The organism is Flavobacterium sp. KACC 22758, from assembly GCF_028736135.1.
GTDB lineage: Bacteria > Bacteroidota > Bacteroidia > Flavobacteriales > Flavobacteriaceae > Flavobacterium > Flavobacterium johnsoniae.
The window spans coordinates 2,668,288-2,684,368 of the sequence record NZ_CP117878.1 but is presented as its reverse complement, the minus strand read 5'-3'; the positions used below and the strand labels follow the sequence as shown (position 1 = coordinate 2,684,368).

17 protein-coding genes are annotated in these 16,081 nt (G+C 31.7%); 12 read left to right on the top strand and 5 right to left on the bottom strand.

All coding sequences use genetic code 11. The annotated features are described in order from the left end of the window. Window positions 1–113 precede the first annotated feature (113 nt). From porX to PQ462_RS11515, 6 genes are all read left to right on the top strand, one after another. A complete protein-coding gene (gene porX / locus PQ462_RS11540) occupies window positions 114–1,667 on the top strand; it encodes a T9SS response regulator signal transducer PorX (RefSeq protein WP_274253614.1) in 1,554 nt (517 codons plus the stop codon). A gap of 249 nt (window positions 1,668–1,916) precedes the next feature. Continuing rightward, window positions 1,917–2,324, top strand: a complete 408-nt coding sequence (gene tsaE / locus PQ462_RS11535; RefSeq protein ID WP_274253613.1) for a tRNA (adenosine(37)-N6)-threonylcarbamoyltransferase complex ATPase subunit type 1 TsaE — start codon at window positions 1,917–1,919, stop codon at window positions 2,322–2,324. A 4-nt stretch (window positions 2,325–2,328) separates the two neighbouring features. Next, window positions 2,329–3,099, top strand: a complete 771-nt coding sequence (locus PQ462_RS11530; RefSeq protein WP_274253612.1) for a DUF4262 domain-containing protein — start codon at window positions 2,329–2,331, stop codon at window positions 3,097–3,099. Between the two features lie 156 nt (window positions 3,100–3,255). After that, window positions 3,256–4,455 carry an alanine dehydrogenase gene (locus PQ462_RS11525; protein ID WP_012024968.1) on the top strand — a complete coding sequence of 400 codons (1,200 nt, stop codon included), beginning with the start codon at window positions 3,256–3,258 and terminating at the stop codon, window positions 4,453–4,455. 36 nt (window positions 4,456–4,491) lie between these two features. Beyond that, window positions 4,492–4,866 (top strand): DUF4258 domain-containing protein, encoded by a 375-nt coding sequence (locus PQ462_RS11520; protein ID WP_274253611.1) that lies wholly within the window; start codon window positions 4,492–4,494, stop codon window positions 4,864–4,866. A 20-nt stretch (window positions 4,867–4,886) separates the two neighbouring features. Then, window positions 4,887–5,546, top strand: coding sequence for a hypothetical protein (locus PQ462_RS11515; RefSeq protein WP_274253610.1), 660 nt, complete (start codon window positions 4,887–4,889; stop codon window positions 5,544–5,546). Window positions 5,547–5,569: 23 nt separating this feature from the next. Here PQ462_RS11515 and PQ462_RS11510 read toward each other — a convergent pair whose 3' ends face one another. Continuing rightward, window positions 5,570–6,235 carry a uracil-DNA glycosylase gene (locus PQ462_RS11510; protein ID WP_274253609.1) on the bottom strand — a complete coding sequence of 222 codons (666 nt, stop codon included), beginning with the start codon at window positions 6,233–6,235 and terminating at the stop codon, window positions 5,570–5,572. A 132-nt stretch (window positions 6,236–6,367) separates the two neighbouring features. Here PQ462_RS11510 and PQ462_RS11505 point away from each other — a divergent pair, with 132 nt between their 5' ends. From PQ462_RS11505 to PQ462_RS11495, 3 genes are all read left to right on the top strand, one after another. Beyond that, window positions 6,368–8,533 carry an endonuclease MutS2 gene (locus PQ462_RS11505; protein WP_274253608.1) on the top strand — a complete coding sequence of 722 codons (2,166 nt, stop codon included), beginning with the start codon at window positions 6,368–6,370 and terminating at the stop codon, window positions 8,531–8,533. Between the two features lie 325 nt (window positions 8,534–8,858). Then, window positions 8,859–9,032, top strand: coding sequence for a GIY-YIG nuclease family protein (locus PQ462_RS24010; RefSeq protein WP_337992973.1), 174 nt, complete (start codon window positions 8,859–8,861; stop codon window positions 9,030–9,032). A 151-nt stretch (window positions 9,033–9,183) separates the two neighbouring features. Beyond that, window positions 9,184–9,627 carry a thiol-disulfide oxidoreductase DCC family protein gene (locus tag PQ462_RS11495; RefSeq protein WP_012024974.1) on the top strand — a complete coding sequence of 148 codons (444 nt, stop codon included), beginning with the start codon at window positions 9,184–9,186 and terminating at the stop codon, window positions 9,625–9,627. Between the two features lie 186 nt (window positions 9,628–9,813). Here the strand turns inward: PQ462_RS11495 and ettA are convergent, their stop codons facing one another. The 3 genes from ettA to holA form a co-directional block, all read right to left on the bottom strand. Beyond that, a complete protein-coding gene (gene ettA / locus PQ462_RS11490; protein WP_012024975.1) occupies window positions 9,814–11,505 on the bottom strand; it encodes an energy-dependent translational throttle protein EttA in 1,692 nt (563 codons plus the stop codon). Window positions 11,506–11,573: 68 nt separating this feature from the next. After that, window positions 11,574–11,756, bottom strand: coding sequence for a CAL67264 family membrane protein (locus tag PQ462_RS11485; protein ID WP_012024976.1), 183 nt, complete (start codon window positions 11,754–11,756; stop codon window positions 11,574–11,576). A 62-nt stretch (window positions 11,757–11,818) separates the two neighbouring features. After that, window positions 11,819–12,823 (bottom strand): DNA polymerase III subunit delta, encoded by a 1,005-nt coding sequence (gene holA / locus PQ462_RS11480; protein WP_274253607.1) that lies wholly within the window; start codon window positions 12,821–12,823, stop codon window positions 11,819–11,821. A gap of 94 nt (window positions 12,824–12,917) precedes the next feature. Here holA and PQ462_RS11475 point away from each other — a divergent pair, with 94 nt between their 5' ends. From PQ462_RS11475 to PQ462_RS11465, 3 genes are read left to right on the top strand one after another with little or no spacing between them, the layout of a single operon-like run. Beyond that, the gene (locus tag PQ462_RS11475) at window positions 12,918–13,370 is read left to right on the top strand and encodes a type I restriction enzyme HsdR N-terminal domain-containing protein (RefSeq protein ID WP_121361277.1); all 453 of its coding nucleotides are present in this window, start codon (window positions 12,918–12,920) and stop codon (window positions 13,368–13,370) included. Window positions 13,371–13,384: 14 nt separating this feature from the next. Continuing rightward, window positions 13,385–14,404, top strand: coding sequence for a glycosyltransferase family 2 protein (locus PQ462_RS11470; RefSeq protein ID WP_274253606.1), 1,020 nt, complete (start codon window positions 13,385–13,387; stop codon window positions 14,402–14,404). A gap of 34 nt (window positions 14,405–14,438) precedes the next feature. Next, window positions 14,439–15,272 carry an OmpA/MotB family protein gene (locus PQ462_RS11465; RefSeq protein ID WP_121361279.1) on the top strand — a complete coding sequence of 278 codons (834 nt, stop codon included), beginning with the start codon at window positions 14,439–14,441 and terminating at the stop codon, window positions 15,270–15,272. Window positions 15,273–15,459: 187 nt separating this feature from the next. On the opposite strand, the gene PQ462_RS11460 is transcribed toward PQ462_RS11465, so the two are convergent. Next, the gene (locus PQ462_RS11460; RefSeq protein WP_012024981.1) at window positions 15,460–16,080 is read right to left on the bottom strand and encodes an L-threonylcarbamoyladenylate synthase; all 621 of its coding nucleotides are present in this window, start codon (window positions 16,078–16,080) and stop codon (window positions 15,460–15,462) included. Between the last annotated feature and the right edge of the window lies 1 nt (window position 16,081).

Below are 16,081 nucleotides of genomic sequence, written 5' to 3'. Positions count from 1 at the left end.
CAGGTCCAAAAAATAATTCAAAATAAATTTCATTTCAGCATTCCTAATTTTATACTATTTTTAATACTTTTTAAGTTCTATACATTTAAATTGCATTAAAATTAAAACTGTTTATGGATAAGATAAAAATACTTTGGGTCGATGATGAAATCGATCTTTTAAAGCCACATATATTATTTCTCGAAAAAAAGAATTACGAAGTTACAACAAGCAACAATGGTCTTGACGCTATTGCTTTGTTTGAAGAAGAAAACTTTGACATTGTTTTTCTTGATGAAAATATGCCGGGAATGAGCGGTTTAGAAACACTTTCTGAAATGAAAGAAAAAAAATCAGCTATCCCGATGATTATGATTACTAAGAGCGAGGAAGAATATATAATGGAAGAAGCAATTGGTTCTAAAATCGCAGATTATTTGATAAAACCAGTAAATCCAAATCAAATTTTACTGAGTTTAAAAAAGAATCTGGATGATTCAAGGCTGATTACAGAAAAAACAACATTAGATTACCAAAAAGAATTCCGCAAAATTTCGATGGAATTAGCTATGGTTAATTCGTATGAAGACTGGGTTGAACTCTACAAAAAACTACTTTTCTGGGAATTAAAACTCGAAGATATCAACGATCAGGCGATGATTGAAATTCTTGAATCTCAAAAAGTTGAAGCCAATTCACAATTCGGGAAATATATCGAAAGAAATTATGAAGACTGGTTTGCTCCAAAAGCAGATAAACCAATTCAATCTCATAATTTATTTAAAGAGTTAGTTGTTCCGGAAATTAAAAAGAAAGACAAACCAATCTTGTTTGTTGTAATTGATAATCTTAGATACGATCAATGGAAATCTTTTGAAACTGTAATTTCTAACTATTACAAATTAGAAAAAGAAGTTCCGTATTTCTCTATTCTTCCAACTGCAACACAATATGCCAGAAATGCAATTTTCTCTGGTTTAATGCCTTTGGATATGGAAAAACAATTTCCGCAATACTGGAAAAATGACGTTGAAGACGGAGGAAAAAACCTTTATGAAGCTGAATTTCTTTCGGCACAAATTAAACGTTTAGGTTTAAATATTAAGGAAGATTATTTTAAAATCACCAATTATGCAGGCGGGAAAAAGCTGGCAGAAAACTTCAAAGCCTTAAAAGGCAATGATTTAGTAACAGTTGTTTACAATTTTGTCGATATGCTTTCGCATGCAAAAACTGAAATGGAAGTTGTAAAAGAATTAGCTTCTGATGACAAAGCATATCGCTCACTTACACTAAGCTGGTTTAAAAATTCTCCATTATTAGAAATTATTCAGCAGGCACAGCTTTTAGGATTCAAATTAATCTTAACAACAGATCACGGAACAATTAATGTAAAAAATCCGTCGAAAGTTGTGGGAGATAAAAATACAAGTCTAAATTTGCGTTACAAAACCGGACGTAGTTTAACATACGAACAAAAGGATGTTTATGTAGTTAAAGAGCCAAAAACAATTGGTTTACCGGCTATAAATATGAGCAGTTCGTTTATTTTTGCCAAAAATGATTTTTTCCTGGCTTATGTAAACAACTACAATCATTATGTAAGTTACTATAAAAACACATATCAGCACGGCGGGATTTCGTTAGAAGAAATGATTATTCCGTTTTTGGTATTTAACCCTAAATAAAAAAGTTTTCAGTCGCAGTCTCAGTTTTTAGAGAGGACTTGAAACCTATTTAGAAATATTTTTGCCACAGATTAAAGGATTAAAACAGATTAAAAATCCTTGAAAATCTTTTAATCTGCGGCAAATAAAGAATTTCGCTTTCGCGGAAAACAATAAAACTAAATGAAAAGTTTTTAGTTGCAGTCGTAGTTTACAGCTTTGAACTGAGACTTAAAACTGCGACTGAGACTAAAATAAATAAACATAAAAATGAATATCGTTTTTTCATTAGATCAAATTCAAGAAGCTGCAGAGCAGATTATTGCTTCAAATCCTAAAAAAATCATACTTTTTAATGGTGAAATGGGAGTTGGAAAAACAACTTTAATTAAGCAGTTATGCAAAAGTTTAGGTGTAGAAGATGCAACAAGCAGTCCCACTTTTTCTTTGGTAAATGAGTATTACACTTCTAATAATCAAATTGTTTATCATTTTGATTTTTACAGATTAAACAAAGAAACCGAAGCTCTTGATATGGGCGTTGATGATTATTTATACTCAGGAAACTGGTGTTTTATTGAGTGGTCTGAAAAAATTGCTAATCTACTTCCGGAAGAAACTTCGACCATAACAATTGAATTATTGGCAGACGGAAAAAGAGAATTAAAGTTAAATTGATCGTATGACCTCAGATAAAAATCATAATTGTATTGATACTAATAAATTAATCAGGGATACTAAAATTAATATTGAAAAATATGGTCTTCAAGTTATCCTAATTGAATCAACTGATTACTTACCTTCATTTGCTTACAGCATAGGGCTTTGGAAAGAATACAATCATCCTGAAATTATCTGCTTTGGATTATCAACTTCTCTTTTACATACCATTATAAATGATGTTGCCGAAATAATCAAAAAGAATGAAACAATTGTTGAAGGAAAAAACTATACAAATATTTTTAAAAACAGTAGAGCTGAATTTTTAAAAGTTCATCCCAATAATATTTCAGACTATTTTGGAACTGCAATTAATTTCTATGAAAGGGAGGATATTCCGGCATTGCAATTAGTTTGGACAGACAGAAGTAATAAATTCCCTTGGGAAGAAAATTTCGAAGAAGAATTTCTTTACAGACAACCACTATTAGACAGAAATAGTGATTTCAAATTTAGAGAACCCAAAAATCTCACGACTTTTACAACGAGACAATGGCTTCAAGAAGGAAAAACAGTTGTAAAGGTTATTCACGATAATGATGGTGATTGGCAGTTTTTGACAGATGATGAAATATCAACTGAAAATATTATAATTGTTGCTTTGGAACAAATAATATTAAAAGACAAAACGCTAAATGAATTATTTGATCTCGAATATGGAGAAGAAGCCCAGAGAAAATTAATTGGCGATGAATGGGTCCGTAATAATTCAGAATATAATGATGACGAATAAGAGATAAATCTATTTTTGTCTGGCCATAAAATGTATAGCAACCGCAAAAAAATGGCGCAAAAAATAACTTAACATTCAACATTAGTATTAGCACAATTTTTACACTAATTTTAAAACTTTTTACGTAATTTGTACCCTTAATTTTTTGCATTATCCATGTCAATTACCTTAACTCCATTTACAAAACAACAATTGATTCCGCAAGAAGAAAAACTTGAGGTTGGTCGTTTTAAAAGAGAACTTTTTATAGGAATCCCTAAGGAAACAAGTTATCAGGAACGTCGTATCTGCTTAACTCCGGATGCTGTAAATTCTCTTACTTATGAAGGACATCGTGTTATGATCGAATCTGGTGCCGGAGAAAGTTCGAGTTATACAGATAAGGAATATTCAGATGCTGGTGCAGAAATTACAAAAGATACGAAAAGAGTTTTTGGATGTCCGTTTTTATTAAAAGTAGAACCGCCAACATTAGCTGAAATTGAAATGATTAATCCTGAAACAGTAATTATTTCGGCTATTCAGTTAAAAACAAAAAAAAGAGAATACTTTGAAGCTTTAGCACAAAAAAAGATTACTGCCCTTGCCTTCGAATATATAAAAGATGAAGATGGCTCTTATCCTGCCGTAAAATCTTTAAGTGAAATTGCAGGAACGGCTTCTATTCTTATCGCTGCCGAATTAATGATTACAAATGAATTTGGAAAAGGGCTTTTATTCGGGAACATTACCGGAGTTCCGCCTACCGAAGTTGTAATTCTTGGAGCTGGAACAGTTGGAGAATTCGCTGCAAAAACTGCAATTGGATTGGGAGCAAATGTAAAAGTTTTTGATAATTCAATTACAAAATTACGCCGTTTGCAAAATAATTTAAGCCAAAGAATTTTTACTTCTACCATTCAGCAAAAAGCATTATTAAAAGCTTTAAGACGTTGTGATGTGGCAATTGGCGCTATGCGTGGAAAAGAACGCTGTCCAATTGTTGTTAGTGAAACCATGGTAGAACACATGAAAAAAGGTGCCGTAATTGTTGATGTAAGTATCGATACGGGCGGCTGTTTTGAAAGTTCTGAAGTAACAACTCATGAAAAACCAACTTTCATTAAAAACAATGTTTTACACTATTGTGTACCAAATATACCTTCTCGTTATTCTAAAACTGCCTCATTATCAATAAGTAACATCTTAACACCTTATCTTCATCAGATAGCCGAAGATGGTGGTATCGAAAGTGCTATAAGATGCAATAAAGGCTTAAAAAACGGAATTTATTTATATCATGGAATTCTAACAAATAAAGCTATTGGCGACTGGTTCGACCTGCCAGACAACGATATTAATTTACTTGTATTTTAAAGGAACTTTAATGTACCTTTGCAAAAATTTTATTTCATGAAGTTCGTACACCGTTTTGCCTATTATTTGATTGGATTAGTTATGGGATGCTTTTTTGTAGCCCTTGTATTTAGTGGTAAAGACACTCGCTGCAACTATTTTCCAAATGCCCGAGTTTTAAATAATCTAAGAACTAAACCTTTTCAATATTCAGATAAAGCAATTCAGACTTTAAACGAAAAATGGATTGATACCGCTGACATCAAAAGTACTTTAACGTACGGTGATGTTGACTTTGACCAAAGCAATATTCCTTTTAAAAAGGGAAAACTTTATATAATTGAAGGAAAAACAGCTAAAAATCAAGAAATTATATTAAAAGTAGTAAACTACGAAAAGAAAGCTGTTTTAGAAGAAATCATAAAAAAATAATCTCTCTTTATTTTTGACTCATGAACAAAACCAATAGAATTTTCTTCCATGATAATCCATATCCGTTAGGACATACTTTAGAAGAATTTGTTTGGAGTGCAAGAGTCGATCCGGAAAGAGGATTGTTATTTGATTTTCATTTAAGGACAGATTCTTATTATGCAGAAGATGATTCTGATGATGAAGAAGAGGCAGATTCTGACTGGAAATCTAAAACTGTTTGGGAAAATTACCATAATTGTATATTATCGTCAACCGAATGGCATTCTGGCGGAATTGTAATGGGAACTCCCGAAATTAAATTTGATTTTTCTAAATTCAATCACGAAACCCTTACTGCTGATAAATTACCGTTAGGAGATAATTTTGATTTTCAGGATTTAGCTTTTTACATCTATTTATTAGGACACGACAGCTGCTGCGATCATAAAATAGTTTTAAACAGAAACGCTGATAATACTTTTGAAATTTCCTGGACTGGAAAAATCGCACGAACGTATTATGGAGATTATGAATTCAAACAAAGCTTTGAAGCCAATATCAGCAAAGTAAAATTTGACGGAATATATTTTTGTTACGGTCTTAGTGAAGAAGAAAATTGGAAAATACTTCAAAACTGCACAGTAGACCCAAGTATTTTTAGAGTATCAGGTGAAAAATTTGAGGTCCTTAATTATTAGAATAAAAAAGAACCTCTAATCATTTACCATTCAATTTGTTTTAATCCTTTTGATTTTAAGAAATCATTTGTCTGGCTGAAATGTTTGTTTCCAAACCAAAAACCTCTGTTTGCACTTAAAGGTGAAGGATGTCCGGATTTTAAAATATGATGTTTTGATGCATCAATCAAAGCAGCTTTCTTTTGAGCAAATCCGCCCCAAAGAAGAAAAACAACATTTTCTTTTTCGGCAGAAATTTGTTTAATAACAGCGTCTGTAAATTTTTCCCAGCCTTTTCCCTGGTGGCTTCCCGCTTCAGACTGCCTAACCGTTAAAGTTGCATTTAAGAGAAATACACCCTGATCTGCCCAACGCTCAAGATTACCGGTTGATGGCATTGGTTTACCTAAATCAGTTTCTATTTCTTTAAAAATATTATGCAAAGAAGGAGGAAAAGGAATTCCGTCATTTACAGAAAAACATAAACCATTTGCCTGATTTGGTCCGTGATAAGGATCCTGCCCAATGATAACCACTTTTACTTCATCAAAATGACAATGATCAAAAGCAGAAAAAATCTGATTCCCCTTTGGATAACAAACCTTAGTGGTATATTCTGATTTTACAAAAGAAATTAATTCGCTGAAATATGGTTTTTGAAATTCTTCATTTAGAATTGGTTTCCAAGAAGAATGCATTTTTACGTCCATAACATTTTTTTAGCGAATATCAGAAATTATAAGTTAAAATCATATTTACACATAACAAAATTTAGACACGAACTAGTAGAATTCAATCATTATGTTTTTGTACTTTTGCGTGTACTTTCTTAAAGAAATTAAATGATTAGTATTACCGAAAAAACATTACAAGACTTACAATTTCCAACCGTACTTGAAACCATTTCAGATGGATGCAATACCGATATTGGAAAAGAAAAAGCTTTACAAATAAAACCATTTAGAAATAAAGAAGAATTAATGCAGTCACTGATGCAGACATCAGAATATGTTTCTTCTTTTCAAAATAATAACGCAATTCCAAATCACGGATTTGATGCCATAACTCATGAAATTAAATTTCTGGCTATTGAAGACAGCTTTCTTGAAGTAGGAAGTTTTAGAAAAATTGCAAACCTTTCTGCAACAACAAATGTCTTATTAAATTTCCTGAAAAAGTTTGATGATTATTATCCAAACTTAAATGCAAGAGCATCTCGTGTAGAATTAACGAAAGATATTATAACAGCAATTGATGCCATTGTAGATAAATACGGAGAAATAAAAGACAACGCCTCTCCTGCTCTAGCCGGAATTCGTCAGAACATGAATTTAGTTCGTGGTAAAGTAAACCAAAGTTTTGGTTTAGCACTGACTCAATACAACGGCTTAGGATATCTAGATGATATAAAGGAAAGCTTTGTACAAAATCGTAGAGTTCTAGCAGTTTTAGCAATGTATCGTCGTAAAGTAAAAGGTTCTATTTTAGGAAGTTCCAAAACTGGAAGCATTGCTTATATAGAACCAGAAGCTACTTTAAAATATTCTAGAGAATTAGCCAATTTAGAATACGAAGAAAAAGAAGAGATTACGAGAATATTAAAAAATTTATCAAACGTAATTCGTCCTTATCTTCCTTTATTAATTGAATATCAGGAGTTTTTAAGTGATATTGATGTAGTTGCCGGAAAAGCAAAATATGCTAATCGCATTAACGGAATTCTTCCAGCAATAACAGAAGAAAGACGATTATTTTTTAGAGAAGCGTATCATCCAATTTTGTATCTAAACAATAAACAGAAAAAAGAAGTTACGCATCCGCAGACCATTGAGTTAAAACAAGAAAATAGAATTATTGTAATATCGGGACCAAATGCTGGAGGAAAAACCATTTCCCTAAAAACGGTCGGTTTATTGCAATTAATGCTGCAATCTGGAATTTTGATTCCGGTTCACGAACGCAGCGAGACTTTCTTATTTGACAGAATCCTGACTGATATTGGCGATAACCAATCTATTGAAAATCACCTAAGTACTTATAGTTACCGATTAAAAAACATGAATTACTTTTTAAAGAAATGTAATAACAAAACCATGTTTTTAATTGACGAATTTGGTACAGGTTCTGATCCTGAACTTGGTGGAGCTTTAGCTGAAATTTTCTTAGAAGAATTTTATCATCGAGAGGCATTCGGAATTATTACAACACATTATTCTAATTTAAAAATTCTAGCAAACGAATTACCATACGCAACAAATGCGAATATGATGTTCGATGAAAAATCTCTTGAACCAATGTACAAACTGGCTTTGGGTCAGGCTGGAAGTTCGTTTACTTTTGAAGTGGCTCAGAAAAATGGAATTCCGTTTGGATTGATCAATCGTGCGAAAAAGAAAATTGAAGTTGGAAAAGTTCGTTTTGACAAGACCATTGCAACACTTCAAAAAGAGCGTTCAAAACTGGAAAAAACTTCTTTAAATTTAAAAGAAGAAGAAACCAGAGCGCGTGAAGAAAGTAAAAAGATGGAAAACATCAATACTAAAATTCAGCAGAAACTGGAAAGCTATCAAGAACTATACGACAGCAATCAGAAGATTATATATATAGGACAAAAAATTGACGATATAGCTGAAAAATATTTCAACAACAAAAACAAAAAAGAACTTATTGGTGAATTTTTGAAAATTGTTGAGATCGAAAACTCTAAACGTAAAAAAGCAACTCCAAAAGAAGTTAAGGCAAAAGTTGAAAAACAAAAAGAAATTATTGCCGAAGTACAGGTAAAAGTTGAAGAAATTCGAAAAGAGAAAAAAGAGAAGAAATTAAAGCCGGTTATTGAAAAACCCAAACCAATTTTAAAAGTTGGTGATCGAGTAAGAATGCTTGATGGAAGATCTATTGGTAGTATTGATATAATTGAAAAAAATAAAGCAACAGTAAATTATGGCATATTTACCTCAAAAGTAAGTTTGGACGAATTGGAATTAGTGGAAGCTGTTAAAAAATAAGTTTTATTAGTTTTTAGTCGTAAGGGCAGTTTTTCAAACTTAAAAAGTGAAAAATTTTAAACAAAATTAAAATAAAGCGATTTTAGACCTGATCTAAAAAAATACAATAAAAGATATTAATATTTTTTAAAAGTTGATTTAAACTAAAATATCGAAGCTATTTTTGATTTGAAAAAATTATTAAACAACAAAAATCAATAAGTAATATTTATAAATAATAAAAAACTTACAAAAAAAATATTTTCGTTAGTTTTGTCATTGCGAGGAACGAAGCAACCACACTAAGTATGATCGTTCTCCAAATTCACAAAATTTAAAAGAGAATATGAAACGTGGATTTGTATACATTATAACAAACAAATATCAAACAGTAGTATATGTTGGAGTAACATCAAATCTCCCTAAAAGAATCTTAGAACATAAAAACAAAAAATATCCTAAATCATTTTCAGCAAAATATAATCTCGATATTCTTGTCTACTACGAACAATTTCAATAGATAGAGGATGCAATTGCAAGAGAGAAACAAATAAAGGCAGGATCAGGATCTAGAGAAGCAAAAAATAATTTAATACGTTCTAAAAATCCAAAATGGGAAGATCTATTTGATGAAATAGAAAATATAATGACTATGTAACAATAAAATTGTAATGGAAAAACATCGTGAGATTGCTTCGTTCCTCGCAATGACTGCAAAAAATAAAAAAATAGTTCTTTTTGACGGAGTTTGTAACCTCTGTAGTTCAGCGGTTCAATACATCATCAAGCATGACAAAAAAGATATTTTTAGATTTGTAGCGTTGCAATCAGAATTGGGAATTTCAATTTGTAAACACCTAGGAATCAGTTTTTCTAAAATGGATAGTATTATTTTGTATGATCCTGGAACAGCTTATTTTTATAAATCTTCTGCGGTTATTGAAATAGCCAGAAATTTTGGCGGACTTTGGAAGATTGTTCCAATTTTTCGAATTGTTCCAATTTTCATTAGTGACAGGATTTATAATTATGTTGCAAAAAACAGATACAATTGGTACGGTAAAAAAGAAAGCTGTATGATACCAACTCCAGAATTGAAATCGAAATTTCTTTAAGAAATTCCAATACAAAAATTCTAAATTCCAATTTGATATACTTTATGGAGTTTCTTGCGAAGATTTCTCGTTCCTCGAAATGACAAACTTAACGCAAAAAAGGATAAATAAAAAAATCCCAAATTCGCAATTCCGAGGCTTCGGGAGGAATTTGGGATTTTTTTTATTTGAAATTTATTAGAAAATTTATCTAATCAATTTTCTGTATTTCAAACGTTTTGGAGTTAAATCACCGCCAAGACGTTTCTTTTTGTTTTCTTCATAATCAGTGAAACTTCCTTCGAAGAAATAAACTTCAGAATCTCCTTCAAAAGCTAGAATGTGTGTACAAATTCTATCCAAGAACCATCTGTCGTGAGAAATAATTACAGCACAACCAGCAAAATTCTCTAAACCTTCTTCAAGTGCACGAAGTGTATTTACGTCAAGGTCATTCGTAGGCTCATCCAGTAAAAGTACGTTACCCTCTTCTTTCAAAGTCATTGCTAAGTGTAAACGGTTACGTTCTCCACCAGAAAGCATTGAAACTTTTTTGTTTTGCTCACCGCCGCCAAAGTTGAAACGAGATAAGTAAGCTCTTGAGTTTACTTGTTTCCCTCCCATCATAATCAATTCCTGACCATCGGCAAAGTTTTCCCAAATAGATTTATTAGGGTCAATGTTTGAGTGAGACTGATCTACATAAGCAATTTTTACAGTATCACCAACAGAAAATTCTCCACTATCTGTTGCTTGTTCTCCCATAATCATTTTGAAAATAGTAGATTTACCAGCACCGTTTGGTCCAATGATTCCAACAATACCTGCTTGAGGCAGAGTAAAATTCAAATTATCGTATAATAATTTATCCCCAAAAGCTTTTGCAACATTTTTAGCTTCAATAACATTTGTTCCTAAACGCGGACCATTTGGAATGTAGATTTCTAATTTTTCATCTAATTGTTTTTGATCTTCATTTAATAATTTGTCGTAGTTCTGTAAACGTGCTTTTTGTTTTGTCTGACGACCTTTAGCTCCCTGACGAACCCACTCCAACTCACGCTCTAAAGTTTTTCTACGTTTAGAAGCTACTTTTTCTTCCTGAGCTAAACGATTTGATTTTTGATCTAACCAAGAAGAATAGTTTCCTTTCCACGGAATACCTTCTCCTCTATCTAATTCAAGAATCCAACCAGCCACATTATCAAGGAAATAACGGTCGTGCGTTACAGCAATTACAGTTCCAGAATATTGTGCCAAGTGCTGCTCTAACCAAAGTACAGATTCAGCATCAAGGTGGTTGGTAGGCTCATCTAAAAGCAATACATCTGGCTGCTGCAATAACAAACGACATAAAGCTACACGACGACGCTCTCCTCCTGAAAGGTTTTTAATTGGCGTATCTCCTTCTGGAGTACGCAGTGCATCCATTGCGATTTCTAGTTTTGTATCGATTTCCCAAGCACCAAGCGCATCAATTTTATCTTGCAATGCTGCCTGACGGTCCATCAATTTATCCATTTTATCCTGATCTTCGTAATATTCCGGAAGACCGAATAAATCATTAATTTGGTTGTATTCTTCTAAAACTGCCATAGTTTCGGCAGCACCTTCACGAACAATTTCGATAACAGTTTTAGAATCATCAAGAATTGGTTCCTGCTCTAAATATCCAACAGTATATCCTGGCTGAAAAACAACATCTCCCTGATAGTTTTTATCTACACCTGCAATAATTTTTAAAAGAGAAGATTTTCCAGAACCGTTAAGACCCAAAATACCAATTTTAGCTCCGTAAAAGAAACTCAAATAAATATTTTTAAGTACTGGTTTGTCTGCTCCCTGATAGGTTTTACTCAATTTCTGCATTGAGAAAATTACTTTCTTATCGTCTGACATTTTTTATTTTAAATTTTAATTATTTATTTTTTTATCTATTCAAAATGCAATTGTAATTGCTAAATATTTTAAACTCTTCCTTTCAAAGCATTAAAAACCCAAGCATTGGCAAAAAAACCAACACCTGCCGCCGCAAATCCCCAGCCAGATACATCTCTGTATCTAAAAGCTCCAAGACCTATAAGCAGTAATCCCATGAGCACCATTATTAAAGTAGCCCATCCTAAAACGGTATTTTTATTCATCCCCATAATTATGTCATTATTATTTTAAAGCATTTTTTAGAAAGGCAAATATCGTGAATTTTAACGGCTTAATTAAATATTTTATAAAGCATTTCTTTTAGTAAATCTGATTGAGGTAAAGCATTGGCACCTACACCTTTACTTTTAACATCAATATCTCTTAAAGCCCCAACAATCTGGCTGACTTTTCGCATTGGATAATTTTTTACAGCTAAATCATATTCTTTAAGAAAAAACGGATTTACACCCAAAACAGAAGCTACATTTTTTGGATTTTTATCTTTTAATCCGTGGTATTTTAAAAGCTGTACAAAAAAACCAAAAACAAGTCCGGTTGTCATTACAAGCGGATACTCTTTTGGATTATTAGCAAAATTTTCAGCAATTTTATATGCTTTCAGCTGATTGCGTTCACCAATTGCTTTTCGAAGTTCAAATACATTATAGTCTTTACTAAAACCTATATTTTCTTCAATATGCTGGGGCGTAATCATAGTTCCCTGAGGAAGAATAATTTGCAGTTTTTCAAGTTCATTATTTATTTTACTCAAATCAGTTCCTAAAAACTCAACAAGCATGGCATTGGCTTTTGGGTCTATTGTATACTTTTTTCCGGCTAAAACTCGTTTAATCCAATCTCCTACCTGATTTTCATATAATTTTTTACTTTCGTAAACTATCCCGTTCTGAGCCAAAAGTTTAGTTACTTTTTTTCTCTTGTCTAACGTTTTGTATTTATAACAAAAAACCAAAACTGTAGATTCCATCGGGTTATTTACATAGGCTTCAATTTTATCAATTGTTCTGGACAATTCTTGTGCTTCTTTTACAATAACAACCTGACGATCAGCCATCATAGGATAGCGCTTGGCCGTTGAAACTATATCCTCTACACTAACATCCCTTCCATATAAAACAGTTTGATTGAAACCTTTTTCTTCTTCAGCCAAAACATTTTGTTCGATATATTCAGACAGCTTATCTATATAATAAGGTTCTTCACCCATTAAAAAATAGATAGGCTTTATATTTCCTGCCTTAATATCGTTAACAATTTTAATTACTTCGTCCATTCAATCTTTTTGTTTCAAGTTTAAAGTTTCAGGTTCTGCTTCAAAACTTGAAACTTTAAACTTGAAACCTCAAACTATTTTTTATTTTTGCTTTATGTTAAAACTAAATTTCCCAACATATACTTTCCGATTCAAAAATAGCGAAAATAAAGTGTCTATTTTTGATGAAATCAGGAAAAAATTTATAATTCTCACCCCAGAAGAATGGGTTCGCCAGCATGTAGTTCATTATTTAATTAATGAAAAAAAATATCCAAAATCCCTCATTAATGTAGAGAAAGTTTTAACAGTCAACGGATTAAGAAAAAGATATGATGTAGTGGTTTTTAATCCGGATGGTTCTATACATATATTAGTAGAGTGTAAAGCCCCTGAGGTTAAAATATCTCAGGCAACTTTTGATCAAATTGCCCGTTATAATATGACAATGAAGGCACGGTTTTTGAATGTCACAAACGGACTGAGTCATTTTTACTGTCAAATGGACTTTGAAAATGAAAAATATCAGTTTTTGCAGAGTCTGCCCGATTATACTATTATTAAATAAATTAAAGAATACTTTTGGATAAAATAGCAGTTGTCATTTTAAATTGGAACGGAGTAAAATTGTTAGAACAATTTTTACCGTCTGTTCTGCAATATTCAGAAGAAGCTACGATTTATGTTGCCGATAATGCATCAACAGATGCTTCTGTAAATTTTGTTAAAGAAAATTATCCGTCGGTAAAAATCATTCAAAACACTGGAAATTACGGTTTTGCAAAAGGATATAATGATGCGCTTCAAAATGTAGAAGCAGAAATTTATGCCCTGGTAAATTCTGATATAGAAGTTACTGAGAACTGGCTGAAACCAATTATCGAAACTTTTGATAAAGAAAAACAAACCGCAATTATCCAGCCAAAAATTCTTGATTTTAAAAACAAGGAATATTTTGAATATGCCGGAGCAGCTGGAGGTTTTATTGATAAATATGGTTTTCCGTTTTGCAGAGGAAGAATCTTTGAAACATTAGAAAAAGACAACGCACAATATAATAATGATTGTGAATTATTCTGGGCATCCGGGGCTTGTTTCTTTATTAGAAAAGAAGTTTACCATGAATTAAAAGGTTTTGATGAAACTTTCTTTGCGCATCAGGAAGAGATAGATTTATGCTGGCGTGCAGCAAATGAAGGACACATTATAAAGTACAATTCAAAGTCGGTGGTTTACCATGTCGGCGGTGCTACATTGCAACAGGGAAATCCAAAAAAGACGTATTTAAATTTTAGAAATTCGTTGTTAATGCTTGTTAAAAACCTTCCGAAAAAAGGATTATTTTTTGTGATTTTTTTCAGAATGGTTTTAGATGGAATTGCCGGTATCCGTTTTCTTATACAAGGAAAATTTAGTCATACAATTGCAATTTTAAAAGCACATTTTTCATTTTATTGTATATCTTTAAAATATCTAAGAGAACGAAAAGATTTTCAAATACAGCAATACTATACTGTAAAAAGTATCGTTTTCCTGTATTATATTAAGAAAATAAGGGTTTTTAAAGAAATCTTTAACACTAATCAAAATATTAAAAACTAAATTTGTAATCAACGTTTAATTAAATATAATACCTATGAGAAAAATAGTTATCGCACTATCAGTATTAATGGCCTTAACTTCGTGTGTATCGAAAAAGGAATATGCAGCACTGGAGGCTAAGCAAAAAGAAACCCAAGATTTATTAAACTCTTGCACAGTTAAATTAAATTCTTGTCTAGAAGAAAAAGCAGGATTAGCAGCAACAGCTGAAAGCTATAAACAACATAATCAAGACTTAATTAACAGCTCTAAAGATCTAACAGTTTTAACTACAAAAGGTGCTGAAAACCTTGAAAAATCTTTAGAAAGCCTGAAAGAAAAAGATTTAAAAATCTCTAGACTTCAAGATGCACTTACTAAAAAAGACAGTGTAACTTTAGCTTTAGTTACAAGCTTAAAAGGTGCAGTTGGAATCAACGACCCAGATATCGAAATTAATGTTGAAAAAGGAGTTGTATTTATCTCTATCGCCGATAAATTATTATTTAAAAGCGGAAGCTATGACGTAAGTGACAAAGCTAAATCTGTTTTAGCTAAAGTTGCTAAAGTTGTAAATGACAAACCAGATTTTGAATGTATGGTTGAAGGTCACACAGATGACGTTCCTTACAAAAGCAATGGAATTATCTTAGACAACTGGGATTTAAGTGTTAAACGTTCTACTTCTATCGTTCGTGTTTTAACTAATGATCTTGGAGTTAATCCAGCTAAATTAATTGCAGCAGGTAGAAGTTCTTATGTGCCATTAGTTGCAAATGATTCTGCTGAAAACAAAGCTCGTAACAGAAGAACTCGTATCGTTGTTATGCCAAAAATCGATCAATTCTACGATATGATCGAAAAAGAAATGAAAAAACAAGCGAAATAATTCTTTGTTTCACATACTATTTAAACAGAAAAAGCAGGTCAATTGACCTGCTTTTATGTATCCTTAATTTTTTTAATAACCAATTAAATATAAATCAAGAATAGCATTATTTTTATTAACTAACTAAATTTTAACTATACTAAAGTTAGTTATATTTTTTAATTTTTTACACAATTTCAGTGTTTATTTACAAAATATCAATATCACCTTTACCTTCTCTAACAACAATTGGTTCATGTTCTGACAAATCAATTATGGTTGAACCCACATTATCTCCGTAGCCGCCATCAATTACCATATCTACTAAATTCTGCCATTTTTCGAAAATCAATTCTGGATCTGTTGTGTATTCAATCACATCATCTTCATCTCGAATCGAAGTCGAAACTATAGGATTTCCTAACTGTCGTACAATTTCTAATACAATATTATTATCAGGAACACGGATACCCACAGTAGTTTTCTTTTTAAACTCTTTTGGCAGGTTGTTATTACCTGGTAAAATAAAAGTATAAGGCCCAGGTAAAGCTCTTTTTAATATTTTAAAAGTTGAAGTATCGATTTGACGCACATAATCTGATAAGTTACTCAAATCATGACAAATAAATGAGAAATTAGCTTTTTCTAATTTTACTCCTTTAATTTTTGCTATTTTCTCTAAAGCTCTGGAATTAGTAATATCACAACCTAAACCGTAAACGGTATCTGTTGGATAAATAACTAAACCGCCGTTTTGAAGCACTTTTACCACTTTTGCAATAGCAGCTTCGCTAGGTTTATCTGGGTATATTTTTATAAATTCAGCCATA

What these genes read in the sequence shown, in the direction of transcription:
- porX (WP_274253614.1), top strand. Translation starts at nt 114, where the DNA reads ATGGATAAGATAAAAATACTTTGGGTCGATGATGAAATCGATCTTTTA.
- tsaE (WP_274253613.1), top strand. Translation starts at nt 1,917, where the DNA reads ATGAATATCGTTTTTTCATTAGATCAAATTCAAGAAGCTGCAGAGCAG.
- PQ462_RS11530 (WP_274253612.1), top strand. Translation starts at nt 2,329, where the DNA reads ATGACCTCAGATAAAAATCATAATTGTATTGATACTAATAAATTAATC.
- PQ462_RS11525 (WP_012024968.1), top strand. Translation starts at nt 3,256, where the DNA reads ATGTCAATTACCTTAACTCCATTTACAAAACAACAATTGATTCCGCAA.
- PQ462_RS11520 (WP_274253611.1), top strand. Translation starts at nt 4,492, where the DNA reads ATGAAGTTCGTACACCGTTTTGCCTATTATTTGATTGGATTAGTTATG.
- PQ462_RS11515 (WP_274253610.1), top strand. Translation starts at nt 4,887, where the DNA reads ATGAACAAAACCAATAGAATTTTCTTCCATGATAATCCATATCCGTTA.
- PQ462_RS11510 (WP_274253609.1), bottom strand. Translation starts at nt 6,235, where the DNA reads ATGGACGTAAAAATGCATTCTTCTTGGAAACCAATTCTAAATGAAGAA.
- PQ462_RS11505 (WP_274253608.1), top strand. Translation starts at nt 6,368, where the DNA reads ATGATTAGTATTACCGAAAAAACATTACAAGACTTACAATTTCCAACC.
- PQ462_RS24010 (WP_337992973.1), top strand. Translation starts at nt 8,859, where the DNA reads ATGAAACGTGGATTTGTATACATTATAACAAACAAATATCAAACAGTA.
- PQ462_RS11495 (WP_012024974.1), top strand. Translation starts at nt 9,184, where the DNA reads ATGGAAAAACATCGTGAGATTGCTTCGTTCCTCGCAATGACTGCAAAA.
- ettA (WP_012024975.1), bottom strand. Translation starts at nt 11,505, where the DNA reads ATGTCAGACGATAAGAAAGTAATTTTCTCAATGCAGAAATTGAGTAAA.
- PQ462_RS11485 (WP_012024976.1), bottom strand. Translation starts at nt 11,756, where the DNA reads ATGGGGATGAATAAAAATACCGTTTTAGGATGGGCTACTTTAATAATG.
- holA (WP_274253607.1), bottom strand. Translation starts at nt 12,823, where the DNA reads ATGGACGAAGTAATTAAAATTGTTAACGATATTAAGGCAGGAAATATA.
- PQ462_RS11475 (WP_121361277.1), top strand. Translation starts at nt 12,918, where the DNA reads ATGTTAAAACTAAATTTCCCAACATATACTTTCCGATTCAAAAATAGC.
- PQ462_RS11465 (WP_121361279.1), top strand. Translation starts at nt 14,439, where the DNA reads ATGAGAAAAATAGTTATCGCACTATCAGTATTAATGGCCTTAACTTCG.
- PQ462_RS11460 (WP_012024981.1), bottom strand. Translation starts at nt 16,080, where the DNA reads ATGGCTGAATTTATAAAAATATACCCAGATAAACCTAGCGAAGCTGCT.